Raw genomic sequence first — 12063 nt, forward strand, 5'->3', positions numbered from 1 at the left:
CCGGCCGCAAAAGATATAGTGTCTATTTTTATATTGTGTACGGCCGGAAGGGCATTTGCTCTTAACATTGGTGAGCGTCGGGCCTAGCCGGGCTACGGGCACTTCGTTGGCTTACGCCAAGTCGACCCCCACGCCCGTCTCTCCCTCCGATTAGCGTAGTTAATATAGTAAAAAACCGCCCAAAGGGCGGTTTTAGGATCAAAGCGAAAATACCATCACAGTGATTTAATAATGCGACTCAGCAACTTAATCCGCGGAATAATACTCTCCAACTCAACATATTCTGCCGGGCTATGGAAGTCGGCACCGATAGGGCCAAAACCATCCAGAGATGGAACCCCTAATGCCGCCGTATGGTTAGCATCAGAACCACCGCCTACAGCCTGCCATTTCACCGGAATACCTTCTTCCTGACCACAACGCTCAACTAATGTCATTAGTTTTTCTGTTTCTGCCGAAGGAGACATTGCCGGAGTATGAGCCATTTCAGTAACGGTGGAGGTAACATCAGCCACGTAAGCTTTTTTGCTCATTTCATTGATGGCTTTATCAATGCGGTGATATTCGTTGTTATCCCAGAAACGTACATCAACCACTGCCTGAGCTTTATCAGGAACGATATTGGCAGCATCACCACCTTTAACCACGCCGACGTTCAGCGTGGTACCGGCTTCGGCATTACCTAACTGGTTAATTGCCAGAATCCAGTTAGCCAATTCGGTAATGGCTGAACGGCCTTTCTCCGGTGCGTTACCTGCGTGAGCAGCACGCCCGTGGAAGTCAATATTATAACGCGCCATACCCTTACGGGCTTTAACCAGCGAACCATCAGCACGTGCAGCTTCAGCAACCAGCACATAACGGCTCTGTTTAGCGTATTTACCCAGCCATTCATGAGAGTAAACTGAACCGGTTTCTTCATCCGGGTTCATTGCAACAGCAATGGATAATCTCTGAACATCACTGTCATCCAGTGCGCGAATAGCCCACAGGATATTTAACAGGCCAGATTTCATATCTGCCGCACCCGGACCATATAGACGAGTAGCATCAGTAGACATTGGGCGCTCGGCCGCGGTTCCCGGTGGGAATACGGTATCCATATGACCAATCAGTAAAACGTCAAACTGAGTGGCGCCGGGTTTATTGGTGGCAAATACACCCGGGCCTACCTCTTTACCCAGATCTACGATTTCTGCATGCCAGCCTAAATCCTTATATTTCTTCTCCATCAGACCGGCAACAACGGCAACGCCTTCGGTGGTTTGAGTTCCACAATCAATATTAACCAGCGGACGTAATTCATCTAAATATTGGTTTAACTGCATGGTTCATCCTTCCTTAATTGTCTCGTGTTGAACAGACATAATCATTTAGATATTAATGATGATTCTCATCAGCAGCATCGCACCAAATGAATTGATAACGGCAATAAGCAACATTAATGGAATGCGGCTGCCCTTAGTGCCAACAACGCCTAAAACACGTCCGACATATTGCACTAATGAACCCATCAGATAGATAGCAGGGGCAAGAATTGCCAGGTGCTCACCATTGAGGTGACCGCTCTGGAACAGGCTTACGGCAACACCAATTGCGCCACCCATCGACATTAAACTACTAATTAAAACTGCGGCAGCCTCTCCGGGCAGGCCAAACAACGCCATGACAGGTTCACATAGCTTGCCTAACAGATCTAACAGTCCGGTGATTTGTAATGCTTTAATAATAACGAATGCCATCAGTACGTTTGGTAGTGTACTTGTGGTGGCAATTCCCCAGCCTTTACGCGCTCCGGCAACAAAAATATCAGTGATCATTGGATTTGAGTTATTAGACATGATGCATTATTCCCTTATTATTTTTCTGTCGCTGTGCTTGATGGCTGTTGTTCTTGTTCGTCTTTATCCGGGAAAGTCGTCAGATAAAGACGCATGATATTGGCACCAACAATTTTCATAATGAAAATAACGCCAATACAGGCTCCAATCGTGGTTGGAACGGCGAGTTCACCAGATGCCAGGACCAGAGTGAATAAAACGGCACCAGAAGAGAAAAAGTTAGTAATCATTACTCCGCCAGAAAACTGGAACATGGTTAACACTTCTTTTTCTTTGGCATTGATTTTTTGTTCATCAGCCAGAGCGCGAGTCAGTGACGCACCAACGTCTGTACTTTGCAGGCTACCAATAATAGCCAGACCAGTAACACCAGGAATGCCCAGAAGAGGGCGTAAAATAACGCTTAATAACTTACGTGCTGCGTTCAGAGCACCGTAGTGTTCCAGAACATTGATCATGGCCAAAGCAAACATGACTGAAGGGATCAGACCAAAGGCAAACAGGAAACCTTCCATTGCACCGCTACCGCCAGTACCACGATAAGTACCATTGGTTGCTTTTAGTGCATCATCTACCTGACTAACTCCGGTTAACACTTTACCAAATGAGCCGTTGAGAGTAGTGAAATCAATGGTTGATAACAATGGAACAATCCAATCCGTTAACCAGTGAGACAATCCAATCCGTTAACCAGTGAGACAATCCCGGATTCTGCGCATGGAGTTCTTTAATCTGTGAAGCAATCCAGAGAGTGGTTGAGGATGTAGGGCCAAAAATTCCGGAGAAAAAGACAACGGCAAAAAACAGTGCAAAGTAGGCACCGGCCCCAATCTTTATCTCCTTAGACGGGACAGGTTGTGAGTTATCATTTGACATATTAATGGTTCCATTAAGAAATAATGATAGTGGTAAATAGTTCCCGATTATCTATTAGTTCTGTTTTACCTGCATTTGACTTCGATCAAATAACCTAGCTGCTTGAGATCACGCTTCTGGTATTAATATGGTCTTATGCCATTACCTTGATTAAATGTTATACAAAATAATTAGTTATGCGGATCGTGATGTGATTTTTTTGTTAAATAATCGATGGGATTTAGCGGATTTTTCTGTCATAACAGGAAAATAGACATAAATCTTATTTATTTACATAACCATTATATATCCAGTGTATTTTTATGCGCTTTTCATGCATAATTTCACGATTCCCAATGCAATAATAAAGGATGCGCAAATGTTTAAACGTCTTTCTGTTTTTGGTGTATGCCTGGCAGCAGCCCTGTGTACACTACCTGTTGCCAATGCAGCAGAACCAACCTACGTCGTAGGTTCTGGTGGTACATATCGTCCTTTCGAATTCGAAAATAGTAAAAAAGAGCTGGAAGGATTTGATATCGATATCATCAGTGCGATTGCTAAAGCTGAGAACTTCAATATCAAATTAGTGAATACACCGTGGGAAGGGATCTTCGCCACATTAGGTAGTGGCGATCGTGACATCATTATTTCTGGTATCACTATTACCGATAAGCGTAAGCAAATGGTTGATTTCTCAGCACCATACTTCCCCGCAGAGCAAGCTATCGTGATACCAAAAGGTAAAGATATTAAGTCTATTGCTGAACTGAAGCCGCTGAAAGTGGGCGTAGTTAACTCCAGTACCGGCGATATCGTGGTATCCGAAGTATTGGGTAAGAACAGCACTTCAATTAAACGTTTTGACAATACTCCTCTGATGCTGCAAGAACTGTATGAAGATGGTATTGATGCCGCGGTTGGTGATGTTGGTGTTGCTAAGTTCTATATCAAAAACCATCCGGAAAAAGAGTTCTCTCTGGTTGCTGATGACAAATTTGAGCGTCAATTCTTTGGTATTGCAGTGGCTAAAGGTAACGAAGAGTTACGTAATAAGATTAATTCCGGTCTGAAGAAAATCATTGCTGATGGTACTTACGCTACCATCTATCAGAAGTGGTTTGACAGCAACGTACCGGTATTACCTGCCGAGTAATTTTTTCACTGATATTCCTTTCAGGGCGATTATTCGCCCTGAATGTTTTTCTATAACGGATTCATTTTTATGTCAGGATTTCGCTGGGAGATAATCCAGGAGTATGCCCCGCTGTTTGCCGAGGGCGCATGGATGACCATCAAATGTACCATCATCTGTGTGATACTGGGCGTAACCTGGGGATTAATTCTCGGGTTGGGTGGCACGGCACAGGCACCTCACAATCGCGGTTTGAACCGTTTACTGCATATTTTCGTACAGTGGCCGGTTAAGATTTATGTCAGTGCTTTTCGCGGTACGCCACTGTTTGTTCAGATCATGGTGGTGCACTTTGCCCTGATCCCTCTGCTGATCAATCCTCGTGATGGTTTACTGGTCAGCAGCGGCATCATGTCGGTGGATTTTGCCCGTATGTTGCGGTCAGAATACGGTGCGTTTCTCTCCTGTGTTGTCGCCATTACCCTTAATGCAGGAGCTTATGTTTCCGAGATTTTCCGCGCCGGTATTCAGTCTATCGACCGTGGACAGATGGAAGCGGCTCGCTCGCTGGGAATGAGCTACGGTAAAACCATGCGTAAGATTATTCTTCCGCAGGCGTTTCGTCGTATGCTGCCACCGCTGGGTAACAACGCCATTGCGATTGTTAAAGACTCTTCTCTGGCATCCGCCATCGGACTTGCCGATTTGGCCTATGCCGCCCGTACTGTTTCTGGCGCCTATGCCAGCTACTGGGAACCCTATCTGACAATCTCTATTGTTTATTGGGTGATTACATTCTTACTTTCGCTGATGGTAAGGCATATGGAAAAGAGGTTAGGCCGAAGTGATTAAGATTCGTAATTTACAAAAACAGTTTGATAAAACTCACGTTTTACGCGGTATCTCCTGCGATATTGCCGCTAATGAAGTGGTATGTATCATCGGTCCTTCAGGCTCAGGTAAAAGCACTTTTCTACGCTGTATGAACGCACTGGAAGAGATGAGCGGTGGTGAAATTACCATTGATGGTTATGAGGTTCATGACCGTAAGACCGACTTAAATAAGCTGCGTGAAAGCGTAGGGATGGTGTTCCAGCGTTTTAATCTGTTTCCTCACATGACGGTACTGGAAAATCTGATTCTGGCGCCGATGGATGTGAAAAAGCTGTCTAAATCAGAAGCGATAAAACGTGCTGAGCAACTGCTGCAAAAAGTAGGACTGATCGATAAAATTGATGCTTACCCAAGCCAGCTATCTGGCGGGCAGCAGCGTGTGGCAATTGCTCGTGCGCTGGCGATGGAACCAAAAGTGATGCTATTTGATGAACCCACTTCAGCCCTCGATCCTGAGCTGGTGGGGGAAGTACTGGCAGTGATGAAAGCACTGGCCCATGAAGGTATGACTATGGTGGTGGTAACCCACGAGATGGGATTTGCCAGAGATGTTGCCGACAGGGTTATCTTTATCGATCAGGGGATTATTCAGGAAGAAGATGTTCCGGAGAAGCTGTTTACGGCACCGTCGAATGACAGGACTAAGGCTTTTTTGAGTAAAGTTTTAGCGGTTTGATTAAGACAGTTTTGTGATTACGGCGTAGTGCTACGAATATGGCACTACGCCGTTTTGTTTTTGTTTCTTGACCTTTTTATTGAGCACTGGAATTCAGACACTACACTGTTAGTGGACGAAACTTACTCGAAACTAAATTTCAGTTAAACTACCAGCAGCTATTTATAACAACCAATATTCAATATGATAAAAATCTGGTCATTAGGTGATGTGGTGGTAGATCTGCTACCGCTGGAAAATATGCAATATCAGGCCTGTGCTGGTGGTGCTCCGGCTAATGTGGCAGTAGGGATTGCTCGCTTAGGCTATCCATCCGCTTTTGTCGGGCGGGTGGGAAACGATCCATTTGGTCGTTTCATGGCTGAATCACTGGCGCAGGAAGGGGTTGACTGTCAGTGTATTGAACAGGATGAGTGTTACAAAACCAGTACCGTTATTGTCGATTTAGCTGCCAGCGGTGAACGCAGCTTTACCTTTTTAGTCAGCCCTTCGGCAGATCAGTTTCTCTCTCTAAATGTCTTACCCGACGCTTCTCCTGCTATTTTGCATACCTGTTCATTAGCCCTGACAGGAAAAGTCTGTCGTGATTCATTGCTGAATATTACGCATCAGGTTAAACAACAGGGCGGTATGGTGAGTTTTGACCTGAATCTGCGCGCTCAGATGTGGGCAGATAAACAGGAAATGCATCAGGTCATTGCTGAGTATTGCACTAAGGCCGATGTGCTTAAGTTATCAGAAGAAGAACTGTTTTGGTTAACCCAGAGTTCTGATGATAACTGGTCTGATGCATTGGCTGGTCTGAATGATTATCCTGCCGCGCTGATAGTCATTACCCGAGGTAAGCAAGGGTGTCTGGTATGGTGTCAGAATACTCTTCACGCCTTTGACAGTTATCAGATAACCAGCGTGGATACTACCGGAGCAGGTGATGCTTTTATGGCAGGACTATTAGTGGGTATTGCCCGTTATGGTATTCCGGGGCAAGAAAATGATGAACTACAAACCCTGAGCCAGATTGTCAGTCAGGCCAGCGCGTGCGGTGCATTATCAACAACCCACAAGGGAGCATGGGCGGCATTACCAAATCAAAATCAGTTACAACACTTTCTTTCAACACAGGGAATGTTAAAGCCGGGAACGCGATAAGTTCAGTTTTATCCCATTTCTGTATGGAGTCTGGCCTTGAGTTATGGGATGATTAGCCGGTTTTTAGGGGGCGGGATGAAAAAACTTACGCTGTTATTAATTGTTCTTATTGGCTGGTTGCAGTACTCCCTGTGGCTGGGCAAAAATGGCATGCATGATCATGCCCGTGTAGAAGAGGATTTGGCTATACAGCAAGATAATAATGCCAAATTAAAATCTCGTAATGCACGATTGTTCGCAGAAATTAACGACCTGAAAAGTGGGCAAGGCGCTATTGAAGAACGTGCCCGTAATGAACTGGGAATGATTAAACCGGGAGAGAGTTTCTACCGGATTATTCCTGAGCAGTCTCAACCAGTACAAGGCGGTAAAAAGTAGTGACGCAGGCCAATTCTTCCTCCACGTCATCTTATCCAGACATTGTTGCCATACTTCCCGCCGCAGGTATTGGCAGCCGCATGCAGGCCGATTGCCCCAAACAGTATCTTACTATTGGTCAACAGACGATCATTGAATATGCTATTTATGCGCTGTTGTCTCATGCTGCTGTTCGCCAGGTGATTGTTGCATTAAATCCTAACGATAACACTTTTTCTCAACTGGCAGTGGCTCAAGACCCACGAGTTTCTGTGGTGATTGGCGGTGCTGAGCGTTCTGATTCTGTTTTGGCAGGTTTGGAACTGGCCAGAACTTTGCAGGCTGATTGGGTTTTAGTGCATGATGCCGCACGTCCATGCCTGAGTTATGGCGATTTAGATAAACTGATTCAATCGGTATTGCAGGTAAAGCAGGGCGGTATTTTAGCTATGCCGGTCAGAGACACCATGAAACGTGCAGTTGTCGAGAATGCCGCCATTGCTCATACCGTTGAGCGCAACGGCCTTTGGCATGCTTTAACACCTCAAATGTTTCCACTGGAACTGCTGTTTGAATGCATGATTCGGGCACAGCAAGACGGTGCAGTAGTAACCGACGAAGCCTCAGCATTGGAACACTGCGGTTTTCATCCGCTGCTAGTATCCGGTCGTTCAGACAATATTAAAGTTACCCGCCCGGAAGATCTGGCGCTGGCAACATTCTATCTTACACACCAATAATAGACAGGAGAGTGGCTGATGCGTATTGGTCATGGTTTTGACGTACATAAATTTGGCGGTGAAGGCCCGCTGATTATTGGTGGGGTTCGCATCCCTTATGAGTTTGGCTTACTGGCTCATTCCGATGGTGATGTGGCACTGCATGCATTAACCGATGCGTTGTTGGGCGCAGCGGCGCTGGGAGATATTGGTAAGCTGTTTCCTGATACCGATCAGGCCTATAAAGGCGCAGATAGCAGAGAGTTGCTACGCGAAGCTTTCCGACAAGTAAAAGCAAAAGGCTATGTGATAGGTAATGTTGATGTCACTATCATCGCTCAATCGCCCAAAATGGCACCTCACATTCCACAAATGCGAGTGAATATCGCAGAGGACTTAGGCTGCCATATGGAGCAGGTCAACGTCAAAGCCACTACCACAGAACAGCTTGGATTTACCGGTCGTAAAGAGGGTATTACCTGTGAGGCCGTAGCGCTGTTGGTTAAGGCATGATGTCGTTATCCTGGCTATACGGTGAACCAACTGCTACTGGGATACTTAAAAAGTCGCCGCAAGACTTTTGCGTTAAAGAAGATCTGGGATTTGAACCCGATGGTGATGGTGAGCACGTGCTGGTCTATCTGCGTAAGACAGGCTGTAATACTCAGTTTGTCGCGGATAATCTGGCGCGCTTTGCCAAGGTATCCGGACGGGTAGTGAGCTATGCCGGACTGAAAGATCGCCATGCGGTCACCGAACAGTGGTTTTGCCTGCAGATGCTGGGTAAAGATACGCCTGATTTCAGTGCTTTTGCTCTGGAAGGTTGTGAAGTACTGAAAGTGGCTCGTCATCGCCGTAAATTGCGTATTGGTACACTTAAAGGCAATTTTTTCCAGCTGGTGTTACGAGATATCAGTCAGAAAGATGATGTTGAGTTGCGTTTACAAAAGATTCAGCAGTCTGGTGTTGCTAACTATTTTGGTGAACAACGTTTTGGTCGTCAGGGCAATAATCTGGTGATGGCAGAACGCTGGGCTAATAATGAAATCAGCGTAAAAGAGCGTAACAAACGCAGCTTTTATCTTTCCGCTGCCCGTAGCGCGATGTTTAACCATGTAGCCAGCCAACGAATTACGCAATCTTTGCATCAACAAGTGATAGCGGGTGATGCCATGCAATTGAGTGGCAGAGGAAGCTGGTTTGTTGCTCAGCCAGAAGAGCTTGAATCTTTGCAGCAGCGCTTAATCGATGGTGAATTGCGAGTGACAGCGCCATTGCCGGGTGACGGCGAGCTGGGAACGCAACTGGAAGCTCAGGTTTTTGAACATCAAATATTAGTTGATGACCAGACGCTGTTTTCACTGGTGAAACGTGAACGGGTTGAGCCTGCCCGGCGAGCGATTCTGGTTCAGCCACAGCATATGACATGGCAATGGCTGGATGATGCTACGTTGTCCGTCAACTTTTGGTTACCGGCGGGTAGTTTTGCTACCAGTGTGGTGCGAGAGATGATGGTAACCGTCGCCGGTGAAGATATACCGGAAGAGTGATTTATAACCACTATTGTCAGATAGTGGTTGATATATTTACTTATTTTCACTTCAGTGAATATTCCGGCCGTAAATACAAGGTGTGAATTTCACCATGGTGCCCGGCCGGAAGAGCCATTTACTTAGCCTCTGCATACTTCAAATCTGTTTTTCAGTATGAGTTTTAAACTTCCTTGGTTACCTGATTATTCCTGCGCCCTGCACCCCTGCAGAATATCCAGTTCAGATTTATATTCCTGAGTCTTTATATCCAGCATTCCAAGAATAGTGTGAAACAGGTTATCTTGTGAAAATTCCTGCTGTTGAGCTTTATGTTCCAGACAGCGGCTATCTACCTGATAATCTTTTTTATAGTCATCCGACATCCACATCAGGAAAGGGATATGGGTTTGCTCATCCGGTGCCAGTAAGTAGGGGGTTCCGTGCAAATATAGCCCTTTCTCACCTAATGATTCACCATGGTCGGAAAGATAAACCAGTGCGGTAGCAAATTTTTGCTGATGGCTTTTCAACAGGTTGAGGGTTTTATCCAGCATGGCATCGGTATACAGCAGCGTGTTGTCATAAGTATTCATCAGTGATTGATGGTCGCAGTCTTGTATCTGATTACTGTCGCAGGTTGGGGTGAATTGTCGGTATTCTGACGGGTATCGTTCAAAATAGGCGGGTCCATGACTGCCCATTTGATGCAGCACGATCAGGCCATCATTCTTCAGGCTGTTAATGTAGTTATCCAGTTTACTGAGTAATGCGTCATCATAGCAGCTGCCATTGTGGCATAAACCATCAGGATTTAACTGAGTAATATCCTGATGGGGAATACGGTCGCAGGCACCTTTGCATCCACCGTCATTCTCGCGCCACAATACGCTGACTTTAGCTCTGGCCACGATATCCATCAAACCTTCCTGATGGGCGGTTTTGACTGCGTCATATTCTTTTCGCGTCATATCGGAAAACATACAGGGTACAGAAACTGCAGTTTCTGTACCGCAGGAAGTGACATGAGGAAAATAGATAACGTTATTTTGCTTTAGTCTGGGGTTGGTCTCGCGTGGATAACCACCCAGTGAGAAGTTAGCCGCCCTGGCAGTTTCACCTACTACCAATATGACCAGCGTTTTTTTCGGTTCCTGCTTAATAACCGAACCTTCATGCGCATCCATACCAATATCGACTAATGGTTTATGGCTTTCTACCTCTCGTTTGAGGGCGCTGGTTAAACCAGAAATGTAGTTGGTAGGTACCAGCATCTTAACCAGATGGGGATGATTACGAATTAAAGGCGCGTAGTCTTTATAGCAAAAGAAAGCGATAACCAGAATTATCAGCAGTGAAAAACCGATATTTGCCAGCCTGGCTCCCGCTGCTTTTAACCAGTGTTGCGCTGGTTGAATTTTTACCACAATAACTAATATAGAAGGCAGTACTCCCAGCAATAATAACCACAGCATCATTTTAGGTGTTATCAGCGCCATGATTTCCTGATAGTCAGTCTCTAAGGCGTTTTGCATCATATTACGGTCAATAACTACATTAAAACTGTACATCACATAGTTAACGTAGGCTCCACCTAACAGCAAAATGATGGCCAATGGTTTACGCAGCCAGGGCAGTAACAGTAAGCTAAAAATAATATTTAAGGCGCAAAATAGTGTCACTGGAATCGTTGCCATAAAAATCCAGTGTTGTTGTCCGGTATCAGCAATAGCCTGCCAGAAGGCAGTTAATGCCAGTGCGTTTTGAAACAGCGTGAAAAACAGTGCAGTTATCAAAACAAAGGTAAGTCCACGGCAGCGTAATTTACTGGCAATACTCATAACGTTACTCCGTCAGATAGTCTGACAAGGTGGTGATAGCGAATGGCAGCCATTTGGATATTGTGGTTATAGTTTAGTTCAGACCGGGTAATGGATAATTGTTTCATTGGTGATAGTTTGCATGATTTATCGCCATCCTGAGGCCCATATCAGAAGAAAGCACCATTGAATGGGGTTGTCAGGTTTTCCTGCTGGTGCAGAAGTGGTTATAATCAAATTTGTGTTAATAGTGATGAATTGCTTCTGGCAGATTAAGACAGGGGATAAATATCATTCATACTTATTCAGATTTTAAGGGCTGCTGGCAGCATTGATGATGAGAATACTTCTGAGTAATGACGACGGCATATCTGCTCCGGGCATTCAGATACTGGCTGAACACCTGCGGCAGTTTGCTCAGGTACAGCTGGTCGCTCCGGATCGCAACTGCAGCGGCTCCTCCAATGCGTTAACACTGGAATTACCTATACGTATCCATACCCAGTCACAGGGGGATATCTCTGTGCGGGGAACGCCAACTGACTGTGTATATCTGGGGGTGAATGCGTTGATGGTGCCGCGTCCGGATATAGTGGTGTCCGGCATCAATGCAGGGGCAAATCTGGGTGATGACGTTATTTATTCCGGTACAGTTGCTGCAGCAATGGAAGGTCGTCATTTAGGATTACCGGCGTTAGCGGTTTCTCTGGTGGGTAATCAACACTTTGAAACTGCGGCGGTAATGACCTGTAAACTATTGCGTATGCTGGAGCAGGAACCGTTACGCACCAATCGTATTTTGAATGTTAACGTACCGGATTTACCCTTAAGTGAAATCAAAGGGTTTAAAGTAACGCGTTGTGGTAAGCGTCATCCGGCAGATCAAGTTATCTGCCAGCAGGATCCCCGAGGGCACGATATCTACTGGATTGGTCCTCCGGGAGAGAAGGATGATGCCGGTGCTGATACTGATTTTGCCGCGGTTGAACAGGGATATGTCTCCATTACACCATTGCAGGTTGATTTAACCGCGTATGCAGCACAAGATGTGATTAATCAATGGCTATTGCAAACTAAGGTTACCTGAG

General features: G+C 45.6%; 14 protein-coding genes. 9 read left to right on the forward strand and 5 right to left on the reverse strand.

Features of this window, described 5'->3' with window-relative positions; translation table 11 throughout:
- Positions 1–215 precede the first annotated feature (215 nt).
- The 4 genes from GOL65_RS16320 to GOL65_RS16335 are packed head-to-tail and all read right to left on the reverse strand — an operon-like array spanning position 216 to position 2717.
- Complete coding sequence (locus GOL65_RS16320) at positions 216–1328, reverse strand: M20 family metallopeptidase (RefSeq protein WP_140918388.1); 1113 nt, start codon at positions 1326–1328, stop codon at positions 216–218.
- 45 nt (positions 1329–1373) lie between these two features.
- Entirely contained in the window at positions 1374–1841 is a 468-nt protein-coding gene (locus GOL65_RS16325) for a YjiG family protein (RefSeq protein WP_140918387.1), read from the reverse strand.
- 17 nt (positions 1842–1858) lie between these two features.
- Entirely contained in the window at positions 1859–2518 is a 660-nt protein-coding gene (locus GOL65_RS16330; RefSeq protein WP_228723135.1) for a nucleoside recognition domain-containing protein, read from the reverse strand.
- A complete protein-coding gene (locus tag GOL65_RS16335; RefSeq protein ID WP_140918385.1) occupies positions 2469–2717 on the reverse strand; it encodes a hypothetical protein in 249 nt (82 codons plus the stop codon). Before GOL65_RS16335 ends, GOL65_RS16330 begins: the two co-directional genes overlap by 50 nt.
- Before the next feature lie 358 nt (positions 2718–3075).
- Here GOL65_RS16335 and GOL65_RS16340 point away from each other — a divergent pair, with 358 nt between their 5' ends.
- From GOL65_RS16340 to truD, 8 genes are all read left to right on the forward strand, one after another.
- Positions 3076–3852 carry a basic amino acid ABC transporter substrate-binding protein gene (locus tag GOL65_RS16340; protein ID WP_140918384.1) on the forward strand — a complete coding sequence of 259 codons (777 nt, stop codon included), beginning with the start codon at positions 3076–3078 and terminating at the stop codon, positions 3850–3852.
- 69 nt (positions 3853–3921) lie between these two features.
- A complete protein-coding gene (locus GOL65_RS16345; protein WP_140918383.1) occupies positions 3922–4683 on the forward strand; it encodes an amino acid ABC transporter permease in 762 nt (253 codons plus the stop codon).
- Positions 4676–5401, forward strand: coding sequence for an amino acid ABC transporter ATP-binding protein (locus GOL65_RS16350; RefSeq protein WP_140918382.1), 726 nt, complete (start codon positions 4676–4678; stop codon positions 5399–5401). The genes GOL65_RS16345 and GOL65_RS16350 overlap by 8 nt, the downstream gene beginning before the upstream one ends.
- A 186-nt stretch (positions 5402–5587) precedes the next feature.
- The gene (locus GOL65_RS16355) at positions 5588–6550 is read left to right on the forward strand and encodes an aminoimidazole riboside kinase (RefSeq protein ID WP_140918439.1); all 963 of its coding nucleotides are present in this window, start codon (positions 5588–5590) and stop codon (positions 6548–6550) included.
- 75 nt (positions 6551–6625) lie between these two features.
- Positions 6626–6928, forward strand: a complete 303-nt coding sequence (gene ftsB, locus GOL65_RS16360) for a cell division protein FtsB (RefSeq protein ID WP_140918381.1) — start codon at positions 6626–6628, stop codon at positions 6926–6928.
- A complete protein-coding gene (gene ispD / locus GOL65_RS16365; RefSeq protein WP_228723136.1) occupies positions 6928–7647 on the forward strand; it encodes a 2-C-methyl-D-erythritol 4-phosphate cytidylyltransferase in 720 nt (239 codons plus the stop codon). The genes ftsB and ispD overlap by 1 nt, the downstream gene beginning before the upstream one ends.
- Before the next feature lie 18 nt (positions 7648–7665).
- Complete coding sequence (ispF, locus tag GOL65_RS16370; protein WP_140918380.1) at positions 7666–8139, forward strand: 2-C-methyl-D-erythritol 2,4-cyclodiphosphate synthase; 474 nt, start codon at positions 7666–7668, stop codon at positions 8137–8139.
- Complete coding sequence (gene truD, locus GOL65_RS16375) at positions 8136–9176, forward strand: tRNA pseudouridine(13) synthase TruD (RefSeq protein ID WP_228723137.1); 1041 nt, start codon at positions 8136–8138, stop codon at positions 9174–9176. Before ispF ends, truD begins: the two co-directional genes overlap by 4 nt.
- Positions 9177–9361: 185 nt before the next feature.
- Here the strand turns inward: truD and eptA are convergent, their stop codons facing one another.
- The gene (gene eptA, locus GOL65_RS16380) at positions 9362–10996 is read right to left on the reverse strand and encodes a phosphoethanolamine transferase EptA (RefSeq protein ID WP_179038455.1); all 1635 of its coding nucleotides are present in this window, start codon (positions 10994–10996) and stop codon (positions 9362–9364) included.
- 313 nt (positions 10997–11309) lie between these two features.
- Between eptA and surE the strand changes: the two genes are divergently transcribed.
- Complete coding sequence (gene surE, locus GOL65_RS16385; protein WP_140918378.1) at positions 11310–12062, forward strand: 5'/3'-nucleotidase SurE; 753 nt, start codon at positions 11310–11312, stop codon at positions 12060–12062.
- Position 12063 lies beyond the last annotated feature (1 nt).

It is taken from the genome of Limnobaculum xujianqingii, assembly GCF_013394855.1.
Classification (GTDB): Bacteria; Pseudomonadota; Gammaproteobacteria; order Enterobacterales; family Enterobacteriaceae; genus Limnobaculum; species Limnobaculum xujianqingii.

What these genes read in the sequence shown, in the direction of transcription:
- GOL65_RS16325 (WP_140918387.1), bottom strand. Translation starts at nt 1,841, where the DNA reads ATGTCTAATAACTCAAATCCAATGATCACTGATATTTTTGTTGCCGGA.
- eptA (WP_179038455.1), bottom strand. Translation starts at nt 10,996, where the DNA reads ATGAGTATTGCCAGTAAATTACGCTGCCGTGGACTTACCTTTGTTTTG.
- GOL65_RS16320 (WP_140918388.1), bottom strand. Translation starts at nt 1,328, where the DNA reads ATGCAGTTAAACCAATATTTAGATGAATTACGTCCGCTGGTTAATATT.
- GOL65_RS16345 (WP_140918383.1), top strand. Translation starts at nt 3,922, where the DNA reads ATGTCAGGATTTCGCTGGGAGATAATCCAGGAGTATGCCCCGCTGTTT.
- ispF (WP_140918380.1), top strand. Translation starts at nt 7,666, where the DNA reads ATGCGTATTGGTCATGGTTTTGACGTACATAAATTTGGCGGTGAAGGC.
- GOL65_RS16335 (WP_140918385.1), bottom strand. Translation starts at nt 2,717, where the DNA reads ATGTCAAATGATAACTCACAACCTGTCCCGTCTAAGGAGATAAAGATT.
- surE (WP_140918378.1), top strand. Translation starts at nt 11,310, where the DNA reads ATGATGAGAATACTTCTGAGTAATGACGACGGCATATCTGCTCCGGGC.
- ftsB (WP_140918381.1), top strand. Translation starts at nt 6,626, where the DNA reads ATGAAAAAACTTACGCTGTTATTAATTGTTCTTATTGGCTGGTTGCAG.
- GOL65_RS16340 (WP_140918384.1), top strand. Translation starts at nt 3,076, where the DNA reads ATGTTTAAACGTCTTTCTGTTTTTGGTGTATGCCTGGCAGCAGCCCTG.
- truD (WP_228723137.1), top strand. Translation starts at nt 8,136, where the DNA reads ATGATGTCGTTATCCTGGCTATACGGTGAACCAACTGCTACTGGGATA.